19 protein-coding genes are annotated in these 21,473 nt (G+C 66.1%); 17 read left to right on the top strand and 2 right to left on the bottom strand.

From position 1 onward, the window contains the following. The first annotated feature begins 5 nt into the window (after positions 1–5). The 4 genes from M2319_RS18765 (at position 6) to M2319_RS18750 (ending at position 4,128) form a co-directional block, all read left to right on the top strand. Positions 6–1,277, top strand: coding sequence for a DUF58 domain-containing protein (locus tag M2319_RS18765; protein ID WP_264602999.1), 1,272 nt, complete (start codon positions 6–8; stop codon positions 1,275–1,277). Further along, positions 1,277–2,275 carry a stage II sporulation protein M gene (locus M2319_RS18760; protein ID WP_264602998.1) on the top strand — a complete coding sequence of 333 codons (999 nt, stop codon included), beginning with the start codon at positions 1,277–1,279 and terminating at the stop codon, positions 2,273–2,275. Before M2319_RS18765 ends, M2319_RS18760 begins: the two co-directional genes overlap by 1 nt. Further along, complete coding sequence (locus tag M2319_RS18755) at positions 2,272–3,189, top strand: RDD family protein (RefSeq protein ID WP_264602997.1); 918 nt, start codon at positions 2,272–2,274, stop codon at positions 3,187–3,189. Before M2319_RS18760 ends, M2319_RS18755 begins: the two co-directional genes overlap by 4 nt. A gap of 165 nt (positions 3,190–3,354) precedes the next feature. Next, positions 3,355–4,128 (top strand): hypothetical protein, encoded by a 774-nt coding sequence (locus M2319_RS18750; RefSeq protein WP_264602996.1) that lies wholly within the window; start codon positions 3,355–3,357, stop codon positions 4,126–4,128. Positions 4,129–4,176: 48 nt separating this feature from the next. On the opposite strand, the gene M2319_RS18745 is transcribed toward M2319_RS18750, so the two are convergent. Next, positions 4,177–4,851, bottom strand: coding sequence for a TetR family transcriptional regulator (locus M2319_RS18745; RefSeq protein ID WP_264602995.1), 675 nt, complete (start codon positions 4,849–4,851; stop codon positions 4,177–4,179). Between the two features lie 105 nt (positions 4,852–4,956). Here M2319_RS18745 and M2319_RS18740 point away from each other — a divergent pair, with 105 nt between their 5' ends. The 9 genes from M2319_RS18740 to M2319_RS18700 all read left to right on the top strand — a co-directional run bounded on the left by M2319_RS18740 (position 4,957) and on the right by M2319_RS18700 (position 15,782). Continuing rightward, positions 4,957–5,850, top strand: a complete 894-nt coding sequence (locus M2319_RS18740) for a shikimate dehydrogenase (protein ID WP_406682216.1) — start codon at positions 4,957–4,959, stop codon at positions 5,848–5,850. 32 nt (positions 5,851–5,882) lie between these two features. Then, positions 5,883–6,896: a DctP family TRAP transporter solute-binding subunit gene (locus M2319_RS18735; RefSeq protein ID WP_264602993.1), complete on the top strand. Its 1,014-nt coding sequence runs from the start codon at positions 5,883–5,885 to the stop codon at positions 6,894–6,896. 74 nt (positions 6,897–6,970) lie between these two features. Next, positions 6,971–7,516: a TRAP transporter small permease gene (locus M2319_RS18730; protein ID WP_264602992.1), complete on the top strand. Its 546-nt coding sequence runs from the start codon at positions 6,971–6,973 to the stop codon at positions 7,514–7,516. A gap of 3 nt (positions 7,517–7,519) precedes the next feature. Then, a complete protein-coding gene (locus tag M2319_RS18725) occupies positions 7,520–8,794 on the top strand; it encodes a TRAP transporter large permease (RefSeq protein WP_264602991.1) in 1,275 nt (424 codons plus the stop codon). Next, a complete protein-coding gene (locus M2319_RS18720; RefSeq protein ID WP_264602990.1) occupies positions 8,794–9,726 on the top strand; it encodes a hydroxymethylglutaryl-CoA lyase in 933 nt (310 codons plus the stop codon). The genes M2319_RS18725 and M2319_RS18720 overlap by 1 nt, the downstream gene beginning before the upstream one ends. Further along, positions 9,723–10,559 carry a sugar phosphate isomerase/epimerase family protein gene (locus M2319_RS18715; protein ID WP_264602989.1) on the top strand — a complete coding sequence of 279 codons (837 nt, stop codon included), beginning with the start codon at positions 9,723–9,725 and terminating at the stop codon, positions 10,557–10,559. Before M2319_RS18720 ends, M2319_RS18715 begins: the two co-directional genes overlap by 4 nt. 27 nt (positions 10,560–10,586) lie before the next feature. After that, entirely contained in the window at positions 10,587–11,993 is a 1,407-nt protein-coding gene (locus M2319_RS18710; RefSeq protein ID WP_264602988.1) for an aldehyde dehydrogenase family protein, read from the top strand. Beyond that, positions 11,994–13,787 (top strand): thiamine pyrophosphate-binding protein, encoded by a 1,794-nt coding sequence (locus tag M2319_RS18705; RefSeq protein WP_264602987.1) that lies wholly within the window; start codon positions 11,994–11,996, stop codon positions 13,785–13,787. A gap of 72 nt (positions 13,788–13,859) precedes the next feature. Then, positions 13,860–15,782: a bifunctional sugar phosphate isomerase/epimerase/4-hydroxyphenylpyruvate dioxygenase family protein gene (locus M2319_RS18700; protein ID WP_264602986.1), complete on the top strand. Its 1,923-nt coding sequence runs from the start codon at positions 13,860–13,862 to the stop codon at positions 15,780–15,782. Positions 15,783–15,824: 42 nt separating this feature from the next. Here the strand turns inward: M2319_RS18700 and M2319_RS18695 are convergent, their stop codons facing one another. Then, a complete protein-coding gene (locus M2319_RS18695) occupies positions 15,825–16,700 on the bottom strand; it encodes a LysR family transcriptional regulator (RefSeq protein ID WP_264602985.1) in 876 nt (291 codons plus the stop codon). A gap of 123 nt (positions 16,701–16,823) precedes the next feature. Here M2319_RS18695 and M2319_RS18690 point away from each other — a divergent pair, with 123 nt between their 5' ends. The 4 genes from M2319_RS18690 to M2319_RS18675 all read left to right on the top strand — a co-directional run bounded on the left by M2319_RS18690 (position 16,824) and on the right by M2319_RS18675 (position 21,456). Then, on the top strand, positions 16,824–17,684 hold the full coding sequence (locus M2319_RS18690) for a carbohydrate ABC transporter permease (protein WP_264602984.1): 861 nt from the start codon (positions 16,824–16,826) through the stop codon (positions 17,682–17,684). Further along, positions 17,681–18,496, top strand: a complete 816-nt coding sequence (locus M2319_RS18685) for a carbohydrate ABC transporter permease (RefSeq protein ID WP_264602983.1) — start codon at positions 17,681–17,683, stop codon at positions 18,494–18,496. Before M2319_RS18690 ends, M2319_RS18685 begins: the two co-directional genes overlap by 4 nt. A 46-nt stretch (positions 18,497–18,542) precedes the next feature. Beyond that, the gene (locus M2319_RS18680; RefSeq protein ID WP_264602982.1) at positions 18,543–19,871 is read left to right on the top strand and encodes an ABC transporter substrate-binding protein; all 1,329 of its coding nucleotides are present in this window, start codon (positions 18,543–18,545) and stop codon (positions 19,869–19,871) included. Positions 19,872–19,995: 124 nt separating this feature from the next. After that, on the top strand, positions 19,996–21,456 hold the full coding sequence (locus M2319_RS18675) for a sulfatase family protein (RefSeq protein ID WP_264602981.1): 1,461 nt from the start codon (positions 19,996–19,998) through the stop codon (positions 21,454–21,456). The last annotated feature ends 17 nt before the right edge of the window (positions 21,457–21,473 follow it).

Raw genomic sequence — 21,473 nt, 5'->3', positions numbered from 1 at the left:
TGTTGTTGGCCGGAACCCTGGCGCTGGTCCTGTCGGTCGTGGCGTCGGTCCTCGGCGGCGTACTGCGCGAGGCGGCGCTGTTGCCCTGGGCGCTGCTGGCGTTCGCCGGTGCCGCCGACCTCCTGCTGTCGCCGTCGCGGCGCAAGGAGGTCGCGTTCGAGCTCGTCCCGGAGATCTTCGTCGGCGAGACGGCCGACCTGAAGCTTGCGGTCGCGAACGCGCCGGACGCCCTGCGCGGCCGGCTCGAGTGGCCGGTCGGCGTCAGCGGCCCCGGCGAGTTTGCGTTCGAGGTCAGCGACGACCGGACGGCTAGGGCACGCGTGCCCTGCCGGGCGGTCCGGCGCGGCAACTGGTCGTTCGAGTATTTGTGGCTGTCCTGGCAATCGCGCCTGAAGCTCTTTGAATTCGTCCCGCGCATCGCCGTCGGCGCCAGCGTCCGGGTGGTGCCGAACATCCGTCTCGTCCAGTCGGGCCAGATCACCACCACCGTTGCCAGCACGCTGTTCGGCGTCAAGGAAAACCGGATCATCGGCGAGGGGTCCGAATTCCACCAGCTCCGGGACTTCGTGCAAGGCATGGACGTCAAGACCATCGACTGGAAGCGCTCCGCCCGCCGCCGCTCGCTCGTCGCCAAGGAGCTGAGGGCGGAACGCAACCACCAGGTCATTGTCGCGCTCGACACCGGCTATCTGATGCGCGAGGAGGTGATGGGCATTGCCAAGATCGACCATGCCGTCACCGCCGCCCTTGCCACCGCATGGGCGGCGATCATCGGCGGCGACCTCGTCGCCTGCTACGCCTACGACATCCAGCCCCGGGTCTTCGTCGCCCCGCAGGCCGGCCGCGCGGCCTTTGCGCGGCTGCGCAGCCTGATGGCGGATTTCACCTATGTCGGCCGCGAAACCAACCACATGCTGGCCCTCAGCGAGCTCAACGCGCGCACGCCGAAGCGCAGCCTGATCGTTATCTTCACCGATTTCGTCGACACCACCTCGGCCGAACTGCTGATCGAGAACATCGGCATCCTGGCACGGCGCCACGTGCTGATCTTCGTGACCCTGCGCGATCCCGAGACCGAAGGGCTGGTCGAGACGGCGCCGGAGACCCTCAACGGCGTCGCGACCCTCGTTGCCGCCAGCCAGTCGATCGCCGAACGCCGCCTGGTGCACGAACGGCTCGCCCGGCTCGGCGTCACGGTCGTCGATGCCAGGCCGGACCAGGTGACGGCCCGGCTGATCTCGGCCTATCTCGATATCAAGGCGCGCGAGGTGATCTGATGGACCAGGGCCAGCTCATGCGTTCGGCCCGGTTCCGCAAGGAGCGGGAAGCCGACTGGAAGCGGCTGGAGCGGCTGGTCACCGAGGCCGAGACGCACGGCATCCAGCATATGAGCTTTGCCGCGGCCCGCGACCTCTCCGCGCTCTACCGGCAGGCGACGACCGCGCTTGCCATCGCCCGGGAGGTCTCCCTTGACAAGGCGCTGCTGGAGTATCTGGAGGCGCTGACGGCGCGGGCCTATCTCAGCGTCTACGCGCCGCAGGAGCGTGTCGGCGGCGTCTTGCGGCGGTTCTTCGCGCAGAGCGCGCCCCGGGCCATGCGCCGCTCGTGGCCGTTCATCCTCGCCGCCTATCTGTGTCTCGGCCTCGGCGTCTTCGTCGGCTACCTGCTCTACCAGGAGAGCACCGGCTGGTACCACGTCTTCATGCCGTCCGGCCTTGCAGGGGGTCGCGGGCCGGAGGCCACCACGGAGTTCCTGCGCCGGGCGCTCTATGATGAGGCCCCCGACAAGTCGGCGCTCGGCGCCTTTGCGACCTTCCTTTTTTCGCACAACACGCAGGTTGCGTTTCTGGTCTTCGGCCTCGGCGTCTTCCTGTGCGTTCCGGCCATCCTGCTCACCGTCCAGAATGGCCTGTCCCTCGGGGCGTTCTTTGCCTTGTATGTCGACCGCGGCCTCGGGGTCGATCTGGCCGCCTGGCTTTCGGTCCACGGGGTGACGGAGCTGTCGGCGATCTGCGTTGCCTGCGCCGGGGGATTGCAGCTCGGCTGGGCGGTTCTCTTTCCGGGCGACCGGACGCGCCGGGACGCGCTTCGCCATGCCGGCCGCGATGCCGCCAAGCTTGCGATCGTCGCGGCCGCAATGCTGCTGGTCGCCGCCGTTCTGGAGGGCTTTGCCCGGCAGCTCATCCAGCAGCCGGAAACGCGGTTCGCGCTCGGCTGGGGCGTCGGCCTTCTCTGGCTGGCCTGGGTCGTTCTGGCGGGAAGGTCGCCGCGATGATCCGCCGGTCCCGCCCATCTGAGAAAAGGCCGCCGGTCGACGAGATCATGCCGCCGGAAGGCGTGCCGCTGAAGCTGAAGGTGGCCGGCGTCGGCGTCCGCCTGGCCGCCCAGATCGCCGATGTGCTGATCACCTTCGTCGGAGCGCTCGCCATCTTCCTGTTGCTGATTGCCCTTGGCGCCACCGATCCGACGAGCACGCTTGCCATCGGCGTCATGCTCTTCTTCCTGATCCGTGTGCCCTATTACGTGGTCTCTGAACTGGTCTGGAACGGCCAGACGCTCGGCAAGCGGCTGATGAAGATCAAGGTGGTCGCCCATGACGGCGGCCCGCTGACGACCCACGCGGTGGTCGCGCGCAACCTGATGAAGGAGGCGGAGGTCTTGCTGCCCGCGACCCTGCTCCTGGCGCTGGACGCCGACGAGCCCGTCCTCATGCTGCTCGGCCTGGCGTGGATCGTCATCACATTGCTCGTCCCGCTCCTCAACCGGTACCGCATGCGGCTCGGCGACATGATCGCGGGCACACATGTGATCCACCTGCCGGTGCCGATCCTCCTGAAGGACCTTGCGGCGGAGGCCCCACGCGGTGCGGCAACCGGCGACAGGTTCACCTTCCTGCCGCACCAGCTGGACCACTATGGGGCGTTCGAGCTGCAGACCCTTGAGAAGTTTCTGAGGGTGGAAGAACGATCCGTGGCGCTCTCCGAATACACCAATCACCGCGCGACGCTGGCCGCGATCGTCGACAGGATCCAGCACAAGATCGGCCATGCCGACCCGATCCCGCCGTCCGATCACCGGGAGTTCCTGCGCGCGTTCTACAACGCGCAGCGCGAGCATCTGGAGCAGCGCCAGCTCTTCGGCGACCGGCGCAAGGACAAGCATTTCGCCGCATCGAGCGAGGACGAGTGAGGCTTTTGCCACAGCCGGCTGACTGAGACAGGCCGCCTCGGCAAAAAGGGTTGCGCGCGCAAGGCAGGCCGGCTTTTCATGGGTTGGAGCGAGCGGTCGCATCCTCGCGGCCGGGACGGGGCGCCCGATTGAACAGATAAGGCGTTTTCGAGAAAAGGATTTGTCATGACGGATATGTCCATGGACCGGCCCGCGCCGTCGCTTGGCGTCGGCACGATCATCGGCGACAGTTTTTCGATCTTTTTCCGGAAATTTCCCGCCGTGATCGTCATGGCCCTTATCCCGACGGTGATCGGGCTCGTCATCTCCGCGATGCTCGTCGGCTGGAGCGTCACCCTCGGCCTGACTGAGGTCAACACGTCCAATGCCGGCGCGGCGGCCGCCAGTTTCTTTCAGACACTGATCGACCAGGTCGTCTATGCGATCGCGACCGCTCTGCTGGTGCAACTGGCCTATGACGCCAAGCTCAAGCGGCCGCTGCGCATGGGCCAGTACATCTCGCGCGCCTTCGGCTCGGCCCTGCCGATCGCGATTCTCGGCCTGGCCGCGGGCTTTCTCGCAGTGATTGCCGCACTGGCCCTGATCATTCCGGGCCTTTGGGTCTACGCCGTGTTCTCGGTCATGGCGCCGGCCGTCGTCATCGAGGGCATCGGCTTTCGCGGCCTCGGCCGCAGCGCGCAGCTGACCAAGGGGTACCGCTGGCCGATCCTCGGGACCTTGGTCCTCGTCGGCATCATCCTGGTCCTCATCAGCCTCGCCGGCGGCGTTATCATTGCCATGATCGGCACCAGCAGCCTGTTCATCGGCGCGGGCGCCTTGGCCCTCCTCACGGCTTTCTTCATGGGCTTCGGCGGCATCGTCATCGCCCTGATCTATGCGCGCCTGCGCGAGATCAAGGAAGGCGTCAGCGTCGACGAGATCGCATCGGTGTTCGACTGACCGCGTTCGCTCCGCGCTGCCCGCATGTCGGGTACGCGTCCTGCGCCCTTACCGCGGCGGCCGCGCCGCGGACAGCACCGCCTCGATGGTGAGGTCGCGCAGGCGCTCCTCGTTCTCCGGATCGAACAGGTGCTCGCCGAAACTGATGCCGAAGCTCGGCCGGTTCGAAACGTTGAAGAAGCAGAGCGCTGAGATCATCCAGTGCAGCTCCAGCGGCGTCACGGTCGCGCGGATGCTGCCGTCCTCCTGGCCGCGCGCGCAGATCTCGTGGATGCGTTCGATGGCGCTGGCATTGACCCGCGCGATCAGGTCCGACGTCGCCAGGTGCCGGCCCTTGTGGACGTTCTCGATCATCACCAGGCGGATGAAGCTCTCATTGGCGCGGTGGTGGTCGAAGGTGAACTCCACCAGCTTGCGCAGCGCATCGAGCGGCGCCAGCGACGACAGGTCGAGGGTGGATTCCTCGCCGCGGACCTTGCGGTAGGCCTCTTCCAGGACCCGCCGGTAGAGCGTCTCCTTGTCCTCGAAATAATAATAGATCATCCGCTTGGAGGTGCGCGTGCGCGCGGCGATCTCGCTGACCCGCGCGCCGGTCAGGCCGTGCTCGGCGAATTCCTCGGCCGCGGCCGCCAGGATATTGGCCCGCACCGCTTCCGGATCCTGTTTCCAGCGCCTCTTCGGTTCCGTCTCCGGAGCCTCGTCCGCCGCCTCTATGTCGCTCATTGATTTCGGATTCCTTGCTTGACGTCAGGGTAATGAACCGGCCGGTCCAAAGCAATTGACTCTTTTAACCGTACGGTCCAATGTCGTCGGTACTAGGGAGGATACATGTTACGGTTGCCGGATGATCGGGGTGCCGGGCGCGGCTCGGTGCTCATCGGTTTAATTGGCGCTGGGATCGCGGAATCGCGAACGCCCGCCATGCACGAGGCTGCCGCACTGGCGGCGGGTTTCTCGCTCGTCTATCGCCGTCTCGATCTCGACCTCGGGCCGGATATCCCCCTTTCGGAGCTGTTGAAGCTCGCCGACTGGATGGGCTTCGACGGCCTCAACGTCACCTACCCGTGCAAACAGGCGGTGCTGCCGTACCTGGACGAATTGTCGGAAAACGCCCGCGGCGTCGGCGCCGTCAACACGGTCGTCCTTCGGGATGGGCGCCGCTTCGGCCACAATACCGACATCTGGGGCTTCACCGAGGCCTTTCGCAACGAACTCCCCGACGTGCCGCGGACACGTGTCCTGCAACTGGGTGCCGGAGGCGCCGGTTCCGCCGTGGCCTTCGGTCTTCTCAGCGAGGGCGTCGGCGAGTTGCGCCTCTTCGACCCCGACCGCGCCAGGGCCGAGCTGCTCGCCCGCGAAATGGCAGAACTCGGCAAGGCGGCCGAGATCGTCGTGGTCGAGGATGCCGGCGCGGCGGCCGAGGGCTGCGACGGCATCGTCAACGCCTCGCCCGTCGGCATGCAGAAGATGCCGGGCCTGCCGCTGCCGGCCGAAGCGATCCGGGGCGAGGCCTGGGTCGTCGACGTCGTCTATTTCCCCATCGAGACGGAGTTCCTGGCGACCGCGCGGGCGCGCGGCTGCCGGGTCATGGGCGGTGGCGGCATGGCCCTCTGGCAGGCCGTGCGCGCCTTCGAACTCTTTACGGGCCAGAAGCCGGACCAGCGGGCGATGCGCGAGGCGTTCGCCAGAAAGGCCCGGCTGATGGCCGCTGCCAACGACTGAAACAGCAATGAACGCAAAAGGGAGGAAAGACCATGCGTTTCACCACCACCACGACACTATCGGCCATCGCCGCCCTGGCGATGGGGCTGGGGATGGCGGTCGCCAACGCGCAGACCATCCGCTTTGCACATGTCGACCCCGCTGACTGGCAGAATTCCAAGAAGGGCGCCGCGGCGGAGATCTTCAAGAACATCGTCGAGGGCGAGACCGACCTGACGGTCGAATTGTTCCCGGCCGGCGCGCTCGGCAACGAGGACGAACTGGTCGCCCAGGCCCAGGACGGCATCACCCAGGTGGTGATGGTCTCCGGCGCCATGTCCAAGGTCTGCCCGGCCGCCTCCGTGCTGGACATTCCCTACACCTTCCCCTCCGCGCCCGTCGCCTGGAAGGTGCTCGACGGCGACTTCGGCGCTGCCCTCGCCGAGCATTGCCTGGAAAAGACCGGCCTCAGGACGCTCGCCTATGGTGAGACCGGCTTCCGCAACTTCACCAACGGCGTGCGCGAAATCCGCACCCCGGCGGACATGAAGGGCCTGAAGTTCCGCGTGCAGCCGATCCCGCTCTACATCGAGATGGTCAAGGGCCTCGGCGGCGAGCCGACCCCGATCGCCTGGACCGAGCTTCCCAACGCGCTGACCACCGGCGTCGTCGACGGCCAGGAGAACCCGGTCGGCGTGATCTACAACAACGGTCTGCACAAGCTGCAGAAGTACATGACCCTCGACGGTCACGTCTACGGCGCCGACTTCCTGCTGATCTCCGACGAGTTCTTCCAGTCGCTGAGCCCGGCGGAGCAGGAAGTGGTCCAGAAGGCCGCCATCGTCGCCGGCAATATGGGCCGCTCCATCCAGCAGTTCTCGACCGCGCTCGGCGTCAACGCCGTCCAGGCCGAGGGCATGCAGGTCTATTCGCCGACCGCCGAGGAACTCGCCCAGTTCCGCAACGCCGCCCAGCCCGCCGTCAAGGAATGGCTCGCCGGCGAACTCGGTGACGACGCCGGCTGGATCGACCAGCTCGACAAGGCCGTCGCCGCCGCGACCGAATAAGCAACCACCCCGGCGGAGGGCAGCGCCGTGCGCGTTGCCCTCCAGCCCGGCATGTCTGGAGAAACAGGGCGCCCATGACCCGTATCAGCCGGCTCTATGAACGCATCCTGGCCTTCGGGGCCGGCCTGATGATGTTCCTCGTCTTCGCCATCATCTTCGTGAATTCGATGCGCCGCTACACCACGGGCCGCTCCCTGGAATGGGGCGAGGAACTGCCGATCTACCTGATGATCTACGGCGTCATGTTCGGCATCGGCCTTGCCTATCTCAACGACCGGCACATCCGCTTCGCCCTCGTCACCGACATTCTGCCGGAGGCCTGGACGCAGAAGCTCTTTGCCGCGACCGATATCGTCACCATGGTGACGGGTGCAGCGCTCGCCTGGTCCGGCATCCTGTTCGCCATGCGGCGCCCGCACATCGATGCGTCCGGCCTCATCGGCTCCGCCCGCGCGCTCGCCGACAGCACCGGCCTTGCCTGGCTGGAATGGATCGGCCACGTCGGCACCTGGCAGTCCGCCATCGCCATCGGCGGCGTCCTTCTCGCGCTCGCCGCCCTTATCCGGTTCCTGACGCGGCTGCAGGAGATCCGCGCCGGCGTCCAAGATCAGGCGGCCTGAGCGATGTCCTATGCCATTCTCCTCGGCGGTCTGTTGTTCGGCCTGCCCATCGCCGTTTCCATCCTCGCCGCCCTCTTGTGGTTCATGGCCACCGGCGAGCCGCCCTACAACATCCGCATCGTCGCGACCGAGATGTTCAAGGGGCTGAACTCCTTCCCGCTTCTGGCCATTCCGCTGTTCATCCTCGCCGGCGAGCTGATGAATGCGAGCGGCATCACCCACCGCATCATCGCCTTTGCCAAGATCCTCGTCGGGCGCTTTCCGGCCGGCCTTGCCCATGTCAACATCTGGGCCTCGGTGATCTTTGCGGGCCTCTCCGGTTCGGCCGTCGCCGACACTTCGGCCATCGGCCGCGTCTTCATCCCGGAGATGGAAAAGAACGGCTACGACCGCGCCTTCGCCGCCGCGCTGACGGCCGCCTCCTCGGTCATCGGGCCGATCATTCCGCCTTCGATCCCGGTCATCATCTACGCGCTGATCGTCTCCGGCGTCTCCGTGCCGGTGCTGTTCCTTGCCGGCGTCGTGCCGGGCCTCCTGCTGGCGCTCTTCCTGTCGGCCTATGTCGCGCTGAGGGTCAAGGTGAAGGAGACCTCCGCGGGCTCCAAGCAGGACGGGACCTCGACCCGCGACGCGCTCCTCGGCGGCGTGCTGCCGCTCCTGATGCCCGTCTTCGTCGTCGGCTCCATGCTGCTCGGCGTCGTCACCCCGACGGAGGCCGCCAGCTTTGCCGTCGCCTATGCGCTGATCCTCGGCCTCTTCGTCTACCGCAAGATCAAGCCGTCGATGCTGCCGCGCCTGTTCGCCCACGCGATGCGCGACAGCGCGGTGATCCTTGCCATCATCGCAGCCGTCGCCGCCGCCAACTGGCTGCTCACCTATAACCGTGTGCCGAACATGCTGACCGACTGGGTGATCGGCAATGTCGACAGCAAGACGATGTTCCTGCTCGCCGTCATTGTCCTGTTCCTGTTCGTCGGCCTGTTCTTCGAAGGCATCGCGGCGATGCTGGTGCTGGTGCCGATCCTGCACCCGATCGCCGTCTCCATGGGCGTCGATCCGGTCCATTTCGGCATTCTCGTCATCTTCAACCTGATGATCGGCCTGATCACGCCGCCGCTCGGGCTGTGCCTGTTCGTCGCCGAAGGGGTGGCCAATGTCGGCATGTCGCGGATCGTGCGGCAGATCATGCCGTTCTTCTTCGTCGAAGTGCTGGTGCTTTTGATCCTCACCTTCGTGCCGGCAACGGTCACCTGGCTTCCGCACGCTTTGGGCTTCTGATGTACGACTTTTCGGACGATATCCTGATCGAAGACACGTTCCTGCGCGACGGCCTGCAGGTCGAAAAGCGGCTGTTCTCGATCGAGGAAAAGCTGCACTTCCTGACGGCCCTGGAAGCGGCCGGGGTGCGGCGCATCCAGGTCGGCTCCTTCGTCCATCCCGAACGCGTGCCGCAGATGGCCGACACCGATGCGCTGTTCGAGCGGATCGTGCCGAAGGAGGGCGTCGTCTACACCGCGCTCGTCCTCAACAAGGCCGGCCTCGACCGCGCGATGGCCGTCGGCGTCAGGCACCTGTCGATCTCGGTCTCGGCCTCGGAGACCCATTCGCGAAAGAACGCCAACCGCAGCGTCGACGACGGCATCGAGCGCATCCTGCCGGTGATCGAAAAGGCGCTCGGCGAGGGGATCGCCGTGCGTGCCGGCATCCAGTCCGCCCTCGGCTGCGGCTATGAGGGCCGGATCGACCCGGAGCGGGTCTCTGAGATCGCCCGCCGCTTCTCCGACCTCGGCGTCAATGAGATCAACGTCGCCGACACGGCCGGCCTCGCCAATCCGCGCCAGGTGTTCGAGCTGTGCACGCGGCTTCGCGGCGAGATTGCGCCGGAGGTGGCGCTGTCGCTCCACCTGCACGACACGCGGGGCCTCGGCCTTGCCAACATGATCGCCGGGATCGAGGCCGGGGTGCGCGTCGTCGACGCCGCCCTCGGTGGGCTCGGCGGCTGCCCGTTCGTGCCCAAGGCGACCGGCAACATCGCCACCGAGGACGCGGCCTTTGCCTGCGAGCAGATGGGCCTTGAGACCGGCATCGACTGGAAGGCGCTGCGGGCGTTGGTCGCCGAGGCGGAGGAGCTTCTCGGCCGCACGCTGCCGGCCCGCGTCAGCCACGTCCCCGTTCCGCCCTGGGAGCGCGCCGTGGAGGAGAAGGCATGAGCCATCCCTATTCACTGTCCTACCTGACCGTGCCGGGCGTCACGCCGCCTGAACAGACCTACATGGCCGCGCGCACCGGCTACGACTATGTCAGCTACCGGCTGTTCCACCTCGGCGTTGCCGGCGAACCGGACATCGACCCGACCGACCCGCAGATCGTGAAAGAGACGAAGCGCGCGCTCGCCGATACGGGCCTCAAATGCTTCGACATCGAGCTGATGCGGATCATGCGCGGGCTTCAGCCGCGCGAGTTCCTGCGCTCCTTCGAGGTCGGGGCGGAGCTCGGCGCCAGCCAGGTCATCTGCTCGGCCTGGACCGATGTGCGCAACGACCGCAAATACATCGTCGAGACCTTTGCGGAGATCTGCGACCTCGCCGCGCCCTTCGGGCTGACGGTGAACCTGGAATTCCCGGCCTTCTCGCGGCTGACGACGCTGGAGGAGGTGATGGAGGTGCTGGAGCGGGCAGGGCGTCGGAACCAGGGCATGCTGGTCGACACGCTCTACATGCACTTCAACAAGACGCCGCTGCTGGCGCTGGAAAAGGTGCCGCCGGAGTGGATCAACTTCCTGCACATCTGCGATGCGGAAGACCTCGCCTTCACCCGCGAGAAGATGATCCAGACCGCCCGCGACGCCCGCCTTTATCCGGGCGAGGGGGCCATCGACTTCTGGGCCGTCAACTACCTCTTTCCCGACCTTCCGCTGTCGATCGAGCTGCCCCACGCCAAGCGGATTGCCGAACTCGGGCTTGAGCAGCATGCCCGCAACTGCCTCGAAGCGGCGCGCTCGGTGTTCGATGCGAACCCGGCCGAGACCCTGCAGTCGATCTGAGGCCGACAGGAGCACAAGGAGATAACAATGGCACGCGAGATCACACAGGAAGAGATCGACGCAATCGACGAAATGATGCTCCGCGCCCGCAAGGCGATGGACGAGATCGCCGATTGGGACCAGGCCCAGGTCGACCGCCTTGCCCAGGCCATCGGCTGGCATTGCGGCAACGAGAAGACGTTCCTGCGCATCGCCCAGATGGGCGTCGACGAGAGCGGCATCGGCGACCGCGCCGGCCGCGGCGGCAAGCGCTTCAAGATCCTCGGCATCCTGCGCGACGCGCTGCGCGGCAAGTCGGTCGGCGTCATCGAGGAGGACCCGGAAAAGGGCCTCACCAAGATCGGCAAGCCGGCCGGCGTCATCGCCTCGCTGATCCCGACGACGAACCCCGAACTGACCCCGCCGGTCACCGGCATCTATGCCGCCAAGTGCAAGGACGCGGTGATCTTCTCGCCGCATCCGCGCGCCAAGGAGACCACCAACGAGATGGTCAACGTGATGCGCCATGCCTGCAAGCTGGTCGGCGCGCCGGAGGATCTGTTCCAGTGCGTGCGCAAGCCGTCGATCCCGGCGACCGGCTATTTGATGGCGTCGGCCGACCTGACGCTCGCCACCGGCGGCAAGCCGATGGTCAAGGCGGCTTACAGTTCCGGCAAGCCCGCCTTCGGCGTCGGCGCCGGCAACTCCACCATGGTCATCGACGAGACCGCCGACATCGCCGAGGCCGCCGCCAACTCCCGCATGTCGAAGATGTCGGATTTCGGCTCCGGCTGCTCGGCCGACGGCAATCTGATCATCGTCGATGCGGTCTACGACAAGATGAGGGACGCGCTGATCGCCGAGGGCGGCTACCTCTGCTCGCCGGAGGAAAAGGAGCTCCTCGCCAAGGCGCTGTGGAACGACGACGGCTCGCGCAAGATCGAGACCGTCGCGGTCGACGCCAAGACCATCGCCCATTTCGCCGGCTTCGAGCTGCCGGACGGCGCCAAGTTCCTGATGGTCGAGCAGGAGGGGATCGGCAAGGAGCACCCCTTCAGCCGCGAAAAGCTCTGCGTGACCATGGCGCTCTACCGGGCCAAGGATTTCGAGGCGACCCTGCCGATGGTGCGCGCCATCTACGAGGTCGGCGGCAAGGGCCATTCCTGCGGCATCTACTCCTTCGACGAGGAGCGCATCCTGCGCCATGCCGCCAACGCCCCGGTCAGCCGGGTCATGGTGCGCCAGCCGCAGTCCAAGGCCAATGCCGGCTCCTTCACCAACGGCATGCCGATGACCTCCAGCCTCGGCTGCGGCGTCTGGGGCGGCAACATCACCAACGAGAACATCTCGCTGAAGCACTACATGAACGTCACCTGGGTCGCCCGTCCGATCCCCGAGGACCGGCCGTCCGACGAGGAGCTGTTCGGCGAGTTCTACAACACCGAGGTGCTTTGAATGGCCCGGGACCCCAACGCCAAGACGGCGGAGCAGGCGCCGCAACTGGTGCGCTATCTGGAAGCGCGCGGCATTACGCACATCTTCGGCCTGTGCGGCCACACCAACATCGCCGTCCTCTCGGCGCTGGCCAACTCCAGGATCCGCTTCGTCAATGTCCGCCACGAGCAGATCTCGGCCCATGCGGCGGACGGCTACGCAAGGGCGACCGGCAGGGCCTCGGTGCTGCTGACGCACCTGTCGCCGGGCCTCACGAATGCCGCGACGGGCGTCGCCAACGCCGCCCTCGACTGCACGCCGATGGTGGTCATCGCCGGCGACGTGCCGTCCTACTACTACGGCAAGCACCCGCACCAGGAGGTCAACCTCCATGCGGACGCCCAGCAATACGAGATCTACCGCCCGTTCGTGAAGCGCGCCTGGCGCGTCGACACGCCGGAACTCCTGCCGGAGATCATCGAAAAGGCGTTCATCCTGGCCGAGAGCGGCCAGCCGGGACCGGTGCTCGTCAACGTGCCGATGGACATCTTCTCCGCCGAGGTCGACGTCGCCCTGTGGGACCGGCTGAAGACCGGCTCCAAGAAACTGGCAAAGCCCTCGCTCGATGAGGACACCGCCCGCCGGATCGTCTCAGCGCTCGCCGATGCGGCATCGCCCGTGATCCATGTCGGCGGCGGCATCGCGCTCGCCCGCGCCTATGACGAGCTGCGCGATTTCGTCGACCACATGCAGATCCCGGTCTCCTTCTCGCTGATGGGCAAGGGCGTCCTGCCCGACGACCATCCGCTGGTGCTCGGCATGACCGGGTTCTGGGGCATGAAGTTCACCAACGAGCAGACCCTCGGCGCGGACTGGATCCTCGCCCTCGGTACCCGCTTCAAGGAGGCCGACAGTTCGAGCTGGTATCCGGAATACACCTTCGATATCGGCAAGGACGGCTCCAAGCTGATCCATATCGACATCGAGCCGCAGGAGATCGGCCGCAACTATCCGGTCGAGATCGGCGCCGTCGCGGACCTCAAGCCGGCGCTCACGGTGCTCAACCGCGTCGCCCGCGAGATGCTGCCCGACGGCCGCCGGCCGGACGGGCGCGCCGCCCGCATCGCCGAAGAGCGCAAGGCCTTTGCGGAAACCAATACGGAGATGCAGGTCTCCGATGCCTTCCCGATGATGCCGGAGCGTATCCTTGCCGACCTTCGCGCCGTGATGCCGCGCGATGCGATCCTCACCTCCGATGTCGGCTGGAACAAGAACGGCGTCGCCCAGCAGTTCGACATCTTCACGCCCGGCTCGATCCTGATCCCCGGCGGCTTTGCCACCATGGGCTTCGGCCCGCCGGCCGCGGTCGGCGCCAAGATCGCGGAACCGGACCGGGTGGTGATTTCCCTCGTTGGCGACGGCGGCTTCGGCCAGAACCCGGCGGTGCTGGCAACGGCCGTGGCCGAGAACACGCCGGTCATCTGGATCATCATGAACAACAACGCCTACGGCACCATCGCCGGCCTGCAGCAGTCGAATTACGGCCTCACCCACGGCACGACCTTCCCGACTGCCGCGAGCCCGGCGGAACAGATGCCGGACTATGCGGCGATCGCCCGCGCCTATGGCTGCGAGGGCGTGCGCGTGACCTCGGCCGCGGACTTCAAGCCGGCGCTGGAGGCGGCGATCGCCAGCGGCAAGCCGACGGTCATCGACGTGCCGATGATCAACAACCCGACGCCGACCTCCGGACACTGGAATATCCTCGACATCTACTCCCCCGAGGGCGGCGGCGGCCACGCTGCGACCGGTTGACGTCCGGCGGGGCGGCGACGCGAGGCTGCCGCCCCCAAATTCCGTCCCAACCCTTCTGAGAGGAGCGGCCCGATGAAGACCTCCATTTCCACCCTCTCGGCAGCCGACGGGCTGGAGGACAAGCTCGCGGCCTTCTCCGCCGCCGGCTTCGACGGGATCGAGATCTCCGAACTCGACTTCGCCGTCCAGGGCCGCACCCCGGCCGAGATCGGCAACATGGTCCGCGATCAGGGGTTGGCCATCCACCTGTTCCAGCCCTCGGTCGAGTTCGAGGGCCTGCCGGAGGATTTGCGGGAAAAGGCACTGAACCGGATCGAGCGCCGGTTCGACGTCATGGCCGAACTCGGCACAGACCTTATGCTGCTCGGCTCGGCCACCTCGGCGGCAAGCCTTGGCGGCGTCGACCGCATGGCCGACGACTTTGCCCTCCTTGGCGAGCGCGCCGCCGCAAGGGGCCTGCGCATCTGCTACGAGGCCCGCGCCTGGGGCAGACACGTCTCCGACTACCGCGATGCCTGGGAGGTCATCCGCCGCGCCGACCGTCCGGCCGTCGGCCTCGTCCTCGACAGTTTTCATGTCCTTGCCCGCGGCCTGCCGTCGGATGCCATCCGCGCCATTCCCGCAGACCGCATCTTCCACGTCCAGCTTGCTGATGCGCCGGCCGTGGCGATGGACCTTGAGTACAAGTCGCGCCGCTTCCGGCTGCTGCCGGGCGAGGGGGCCTTGCCGCTGCTCGATTTCGTGCGCGCCGTCGCCGCCACCGGCTATGCCGGGGCCTACAGCCTCGACCTGGTCGAAAACCGCAGCCGGGCCACCACCCGCCAGCTCGCCCTCGACGGCCACCGGGCGCTCACCGCGCTCGCCGATGCGGCACGCCGGGCCGAGCCGACCTGCCGCTTCGATCTTCCCGACATGCCGGCAAAAGCGCACATCGAGGGCGTGGAGTTCATCGAATTCACCGCGGGCGCCGACGACGCCGCCTCCCTTGGAGAAATGCTGCGGCAACTGGGCTTTACCCCGGTCGCCCGCCACATCGCCCGCAAGGTGACGCTCTGGCAGCAGAACGGCATCAACATCGTCGTCAATTCCGAGACCCGCGGCTACGCCCACTCCGCCTATGTCATGCACGGCACCAGCGTCTGCGATATCGGGCTTCTGGTCGGCGATGCGGAGGCCGCGGCGACGCGGACCGAAATGCTCGGCGCCCGCCGCTTCGCCCAGCGTCGCTATTCGGGCGAATTGAACATCCCGGCCGTGCGCGGCGTCGGCGGCTCGGTGCTCCATTTCCTCGACCGCAAGACCGAACTCGGCAAGGTCTGGGAGACCGAGTTCGAGCCCCTTGCGCCCGATACCTCGATCCAGTCGACAGGGTTGAGGCGCATCGACCATCTGGCGCAGGTCATGAAGCAGGAGGAACTGCCGAGCTGGATCCTGTTCTACACCTCGGTGTTCGACGTGGAAAAGGCGCCCCAGGTCGGCGTGTCCGATCCCTCCGGCCTCGTGCGCTCGCGCGCCCTGCAGGGCTCCGACGGCGCGTTCCGGCTGACCATGAACGGCGTCGACACCTATCGCACCTTCGCCGGCCGGTTCCTGTCCGACAGCTACGGCGCCTCGGTCCAGCACTTCGCGTTCCTGACCGACGACATCGTTGCGAGCGCCCGCAAGCTCGCCGAGAACCGCTTCGAGAGCCTTTCGATTCCCGACAGCTACTACAGCGACCTCGGCAGCGACTTTGATCTTGCCCCGGACGAGATCGCGCTCCTGCGCGACCTCAACATCCTCTATGACCGGGACGAGACGGGCGGCAGCTTCCTGCAGCTCTATTCGCGCCCCCATGGCGACGGCTTCTTCTTTGAGATCGTCGAGCGCCGCGGCACCTATAACGGCTACGGCGCCCGCAACGCCCCCTACCGCACCGCCGCCCTGAAGCGGCTCGCCATGCCGTTTCCCGGGGACCGCGGATCGCTGCGCATCGGCAGGCGGGAGGAGGCGTAGGGCAGGGCGGTCGGATCAACCGACCCCGTTGTGCACTGATGCTCAGCCGCTCGCGATCGTGGTGCGGACATAGGACAGGAATTCGCGGGCAGTGGAGCGCAGGTGCGCATTGCGCGCCGTGATCGCGCCGGAAACGAACACCGGGCTTTCCGGATCCTCGATCAGCGGGACGATGCCGGCCCGCGCGAAATGGCCCTTCAGCGTCTTGGCCGTGGACAACAGGTACTTCGATCCGCGCATGGCGCCGATGGCGTGCAGGATCGCGTTGGTGCGAAGCGCGAAATGCCGCTTGGTCTTCAGCGCCGACGAGGGGTCGTAATCGTACTCGAACTTGTGATTGATCCAGTGGAATGACAGCAGGTCCGAGGCCGTCACCTCGGACTTCGCCAGCAACGGATGGGTCTCGTCGCAATAGACGTCGTAGGGCGCTTTGATTAGCGGCTCGAAATCATAGGCGCGGGTTGCCAGCACCTCCGGGGAGATCACCCCGAAGGCGATCGCGTGGCTGCGCGTCTCAAGGCCCTGGATGCGGCTTTCGTGGTCGAGAATGTCGACCTGGAGGAAGACGTCCGGATGGTCCTCGGAGAACCGCTGCACGATCGGCGGCAGGATGCCGAACCCCCAGCTGTCGCCGCAACAGATCCTGAGGACGAGGTCCGTCTGGCGCAGGGAATAGTCGATCTCCTCGCGCGCATTGTTGATCGCCCGGACCGCGCGGCTGGCGTAAAGATAGAGCGTCTTGCCGGCTTCGGAGAGCTGCACGCCCTGGCGCGTGCGCACGAAAAGCCGCGTCCCCAGATCCTCTTCCATCAGGCTGATGGTGCGCGACAGCGCCGGCTGCGAGACGTGCAGGGCTTCGGCCGCGCGCGAGATCGAGCGGTGCTCGGCGACGGCGAGAAAACGGATGTAGTCTTCCATGGCCTCGGTTATCAGCTTTTTCGATATATTATCGAAGATTGATATTTGCGCAATGGTCGCACTTGCGTCACAAACCGGAGCTAAGGGAGGAAAATAATGAAAAATCCGGCCAATAAAGGCCTAATGACGCTGATTCTGCCGACCTTTCTGACGCTGGTCGCCATCACCGTCCTTCCCATTTTGATTACGTTCGGTATCAGTTTGTTCTATATCAAGCTGACATCGACGGCCGGTCCGGTTTTCATCGGGCTGGAGAACTATTTCGAGCTCTTCACCGACGACCGTTTCCTCAACTCCCTGGTCGTTACGGTCGAGCTGATCTTCATTCCCGTGGCACTGCAGATCGTCATCGGGCTCCTGCTGGCGATGATCCTGAAGGAAAAGCTGCCGGGCATGGGCTGGATGCGCATCGCCTTCCTGCTGCCGGCCGTCATCCCGCCCGCCGTCTCCGGCCTCGTCTGGAAGCTGTTCATCGTCCCGGGCGCGGGCGGCCTCACCTACGGCGCCAGCCTTTTCGGCATGAACCTCAGCCTCGATCTGCTGTCGATGCCGTCGAGCGCGCTTGCCGTCGTCATCGCCACCTCGGTATGGGTCGGCACGCCCTTCGTCGCGCTCCTGATGCTGTCGGCGCTGGAATCCATCGGCGAAGAGCAATACGAGGCGGCGCGCATCGACGGCGCCAACTGGTTCCAGCGCCACTGGTACATTTCCATTCCGGAGATGCTGCCGGTGGTCGTCACGGTCACCGTCTTCCGCATCCTGGAGGCGCTCGCGATCTTTCCGATCATCTTCGTCCTGACCGGCGGCGGCCCGGCCGGCTCGACCGAGCCGATCAACTACTACGCCTATGTCAACGGCTTCGAGTACCTGCGGGTCGACTACGCCGCGACGATTATCTTCTTCTTTTTCGTCGCCATGATGGGCGCGACAGCGCCGTTCCTCATCAACATTGCCCGGCGCGAAGGGCGGGAGGCGCGGTCATGAAGCCCGGCGAGAAGCTCTTTGCCTATGTCGTCGCGACGATCTTCATCGTCTTCCTCGTGGCGCCGGTCGTCTGGCTGCTGTCGACCTCGTTCAAGGGCCAGCTCGACATCTTCGCCAAGCCGCCGATCCTGATCGGCGATTTCACCCTGGAGAACTACCGCGAGGTGCTGACCGACCGGCGCTTCATGGGCTCGTTCCTGAACTCGGTCATCATCTCCTCGCTCACCGTGGTCTTTTCCATGCTGCTCGCCCTGCCGGCGGCCTACGGGCTGTCGCGGCTACGCTCGCCGGCGAAGATCCCGCTGCTGTCCTGGGTGCTCCTGGTGCGCGCCGCGCCGGGGATGATCTACGTGATCCCCTATTTCATGGTCTTCAACGAGGTCGGCCTGATCGACACGCGCGTCGGCCTCGTTCTCATCAACACGGTCTTCACCGCGCCGCTGGCGATCTGGATCCTGATCTCCTTCTTCGACGGCATTCCTTATGAGATCGAGGAGGCGGCGCGCGTCGACGGCGCGACCCGGTTCCAGGCCTTCACCAAGGTCGCCATCCCGATGGCGGCGCCGGGGATCGCGAGCGCGGCCATCCTGGTCTTCATCTTTTCCTGGAACGAGTTCCTGTTCGCCCTGACGATGACGCGCTTTGAGGCCAAGACCGCCGCGATCGCGATCCTCAACTACATGGGTTACGAGGGCACCGAGTGGGGCAAGATCGCCGCCGCCGGCATCCTCATCCTGTTGCCGGTCGCGATCTTCGCCATCGGCATCCGCAAATACTTCGTCCAGACCGCCGCAGGAGGCGTGAAGGGCTAAGGCACTACCCCAGCAAACGTCCAACCAACTGAGGAGGAGGAAAACGATGCAACGAAAAAACCTCAGCAAGATCGCCGCCCTTGCGGCAGCCGGTATCATGACGCTCGGGCTCGGTACCGCAAGCGCACAGGACAAGCCCTATGACGGCGTGACGATCCGCGTGCTCTCCACCCAGCAGCCCTGGGACACCGAAGTCCAGAAGCGGGTCTCCGCATTCGAGGAGGCGACCGGCGCCAACGTCGAATACGACCTCTATGCCTTCGGCCAGGCGGTCCAGAAGATCGCCGTGGAACTGTCGACCGGCTCGCCGGCCTATGACGTGTTCTTCCTGGAGGCCTCCGACGTTTCGCGCTTCGCCGCGGCCGGCCGGCTGAGCCCGCTCGACGACGCCATCGCGTCGGAAAAGTTCGACGTCGACGACTTCATTCCCTCGACCATCAAGGCCTTCACCTATGACGGCAAGGTGATGGGCATTCCCTATTTCGCCGCCACCCAGCTCTATTACTGGAACGGCCCGATGATCGAGGAGGCAGGCCTCACCGCACCTCCCGAGACCTGGGAAGACATGCTGACCCTTTGCGGCGCGCTGAAGGACAAGGGCGTCGCCCCGTGCACGGCCCTTCGCGGCAAGCCGTCGACCTCGGAAAACATCTGGTACTGGACCCAGATCATGCTCGGCGAAGGCGGGACCTGGGTCAAAGACTTCCCCGACGACATGACGCCGACCGTCAACTCCCCGGCGGCCATCAAGGCGGCGGAGCTCTATGCCGAGCTTCTCAACAATCACGGCATCCCCGGCTCGGTCTCGGCCGGCTATGACGACGTCGTCGTCGCCATGCAGCAGGGCAACGTGCCGATGGTCGTGGAAGGCGCCCCGCTTGCCGGCCGCATCCTCGATCCGGAGCTTTCCAAGGTCGTCGGCAAGGTCGGCTTTGCGCCTCCCCCGGGCGGCTCGGCCGGTCATTTCGCGCCCTTCACCGCACAGGGCTACGCGGTCGGCGCGGCATCCCGCAACGTCGATGCCGCCAAGGCCTTCGTGCTCTGGGTGACGTCGCGAGACACCGTGCTCGATATCGCCGCGAACTCGACCTTCCTGGCGGTGACCCGCAGTTCGGTCTGGTCCGATCCGGCGTTCGTCAAGGCCCATGGCTATGACTTCGGCTACGGCATGTCCTTCACCGAGGCCTATGCCAAGACCCTCGAACTTGGCGATCCCAACTATCGCCTCCCGATCCCGGAATTCCGGGAAATGGGCGACCGCGTTGGCCTTGCGCTGCAGCAGGTCGTCACCGGCGACAAGACCGCCAAGGAAGCCCTCGACGATGCCCAGGCGGATGTCGAGAAGCTGCTGAAGCGGGCCGGCTATCTGAAATAAGACCCGATGCCCAACTGGAAGCGGCGGTGCTCCTCCCACACTGCCGCTTCCCTCTTCTTCTTCCAACCCGGCCCGGCCGGGAGAATGACCCCGGCAGCACCGGGGCATGCAGGACCGAATTGACATGACCCGCCCGAACATCCTGTGGATCTGCACCGATCAACAGCGCTGGGACACGCTCTCAGGCCTCGGATTTGCCGGCGCCAGGACGCCGCATCTCGATCGGCTGGCCGACGAGGGCGTCGCCTTCACCCGCGCCTATACCCAGAGCCCGATCTGCACGCCCTCGCGCGCCTCGTTCCTGACCGGCATGTATCCGATCGCCCACCAGGTCCAGCGCAACGGCAATGTCGGGTTTCCGTCCCACCTGAAGCTGGTGCCCCGGGTGTTCCAGGAGGCCGGCTACCGCACCGGCCTGATCGGCAAGCTGCACCTGTCCGCCGCACAGGACATGATCGAGCAGCGCCCGCCCGAAGACGGCTACGACGAATTCTACTGGTCACAGCACCCCGGGCCCGACTGGCCCGACGGGCACGACTACCAGGACTGGCTTGAAGAGCGCGGCGTCGATATCCGCAAGGCCTACACGCCGTCGAACGACATCGTCAGCCATCCGGTGGACGCGGAGCACAGCCAGGTCGCCTGGGCGCTGGACCGGGCACTCGGCTTTATGAACCGCGCCGCCGACGACCGACCCTGGCTGCTGTCGATCAATCTCTACGACCCCCATCCGCCCTTCGATCCGCCGAAGGAGTGGTACGACCGCTTCGATCCGGCGGAGATGCCGCCGCCGATCTTCGCGCCGTCGGATCTGGAGCACCACAAGAAGCTTTCCGGCGTCGACCAGCAGACCCAGCGTCCGGTCGACCCGACCCTTGCCCCGGTCGAGCCGGCAGGAAAGATCAGCCACGATACGCCGCCGGACCATTACGACGTCGGCCGCATCCGCGCCGCCTATGCGGCGATGGTCGCCCAGATCGACGACATGGTCGGCAGGCTGGTCGCCTGGCTCGACGAGACCGGCCAGCGCAAGGATACCCTGATCCTCTTCATGTCGGACCATGGCGAGATGCTCGGCGACCACGGCCTGCTCTACAAGGGCTGCCGCTTCTACGAGGGCCTTGTCCATGTGCCGATGATCGCCTCGATGCCGGGCCGGGTGCGCGAGGGCCTGCGCTCCGATGCGCTGGTCGAACTGGTCGACCTGCCGGCAACGCTCTGCGAGGCGGCGAGCCTCACGCCCCCGGCGCAAAACCAGGGCCTGTCGCTCTGGCCGCTTCTGACGGGCGCGACGGATGCGGCGCATCACAAGGATTTCGTCCTCAGCGAATACTATGACGCCCTGCGCAGCCCCGGCTTCGTCGGCTCGCGCGGCAGCATGTATTTTGACGGGCGCTACAAGATCGCGATCTATCACGACCAGGGCACCGGCGAATTGTTCGATCTGGACATCGACCCGGACGAACTGAACGATCTCTGGGACGACCCGGACCATGCGACACTCAGGGCCGATCTCGTGCTGAAGCACTTCTCGGCAATGATGATGGTCTCCGGCGCCGGCCCGGAACGGATCGCCGACTACTGAGCGCCGGAGGGAGCGGC

Origin of the sequence: Rhodobium gokarnense, from assembly GCF_025961475.1 — a bacterium.
GTDB classification, from domain to species: domain Bacteria; phylum Pseudomonadota; class Alphaproteobacteria; order Rhizobiales; family Rhodobiaceae; genus Rhodobium; species Rhodobium gokarnense.
This window is presented reverse-complemented; position numbering and strand designations above follow the sequence as displayed.